Source organism: Shinella sp. M31 (assembly GCF_049199205.1).
GTDB lineage: Bacteria > Pseudomonadota > Alphaproteobacteria > Rhizobiales > Rhizobiaceae > Shinella.
In genome coordinates this window covers 1-246 of record NZ_JBLZPH010000194.1, presented here as the reverse complement: position 1 = coordinate 246, position 246 = coordinate 1, and the positions used below count along the sequence as shown (strand labels likewise).

Annotated in this window: 1 protein-coding gene; it reads right to left on the bottom strand. The window is 61.4% G+C overall.

Features of this window, described 5'->3' with window-relative positions; translation table 11 throughout:
- On the bottom strand, window positions 1-246 hold a 246-nt coding region (locus tag ACOZKU_RS27720; RefSeq protein WP_421581605.1), incomplete at both ends, for an ATP-binding cassette domain-containing protein.

Here is a 246-nt window from a genome sequence, read left to right as displayed (position 1 = left end):
CGGTTGGCCACCTGGCGGGCAAAACCCATTTCGTGCGTCACGCACAGCATGGTCATGCCTTCCTCGGCCAGTGACACCATCGTGTCGAGCACTTCCTTGACCATTTCCGGATCACGCGCCGAGGTCGGCTCGTCGAACAGCATGATCTTCGGCTTCATGCAGAGCGAGCGGGCGATCGCCACACGCTGCTGCTGGCCACCCGAAAGCTGGCCGGGATACTTGTTGGCCTGTTCCGGAATCTTGACG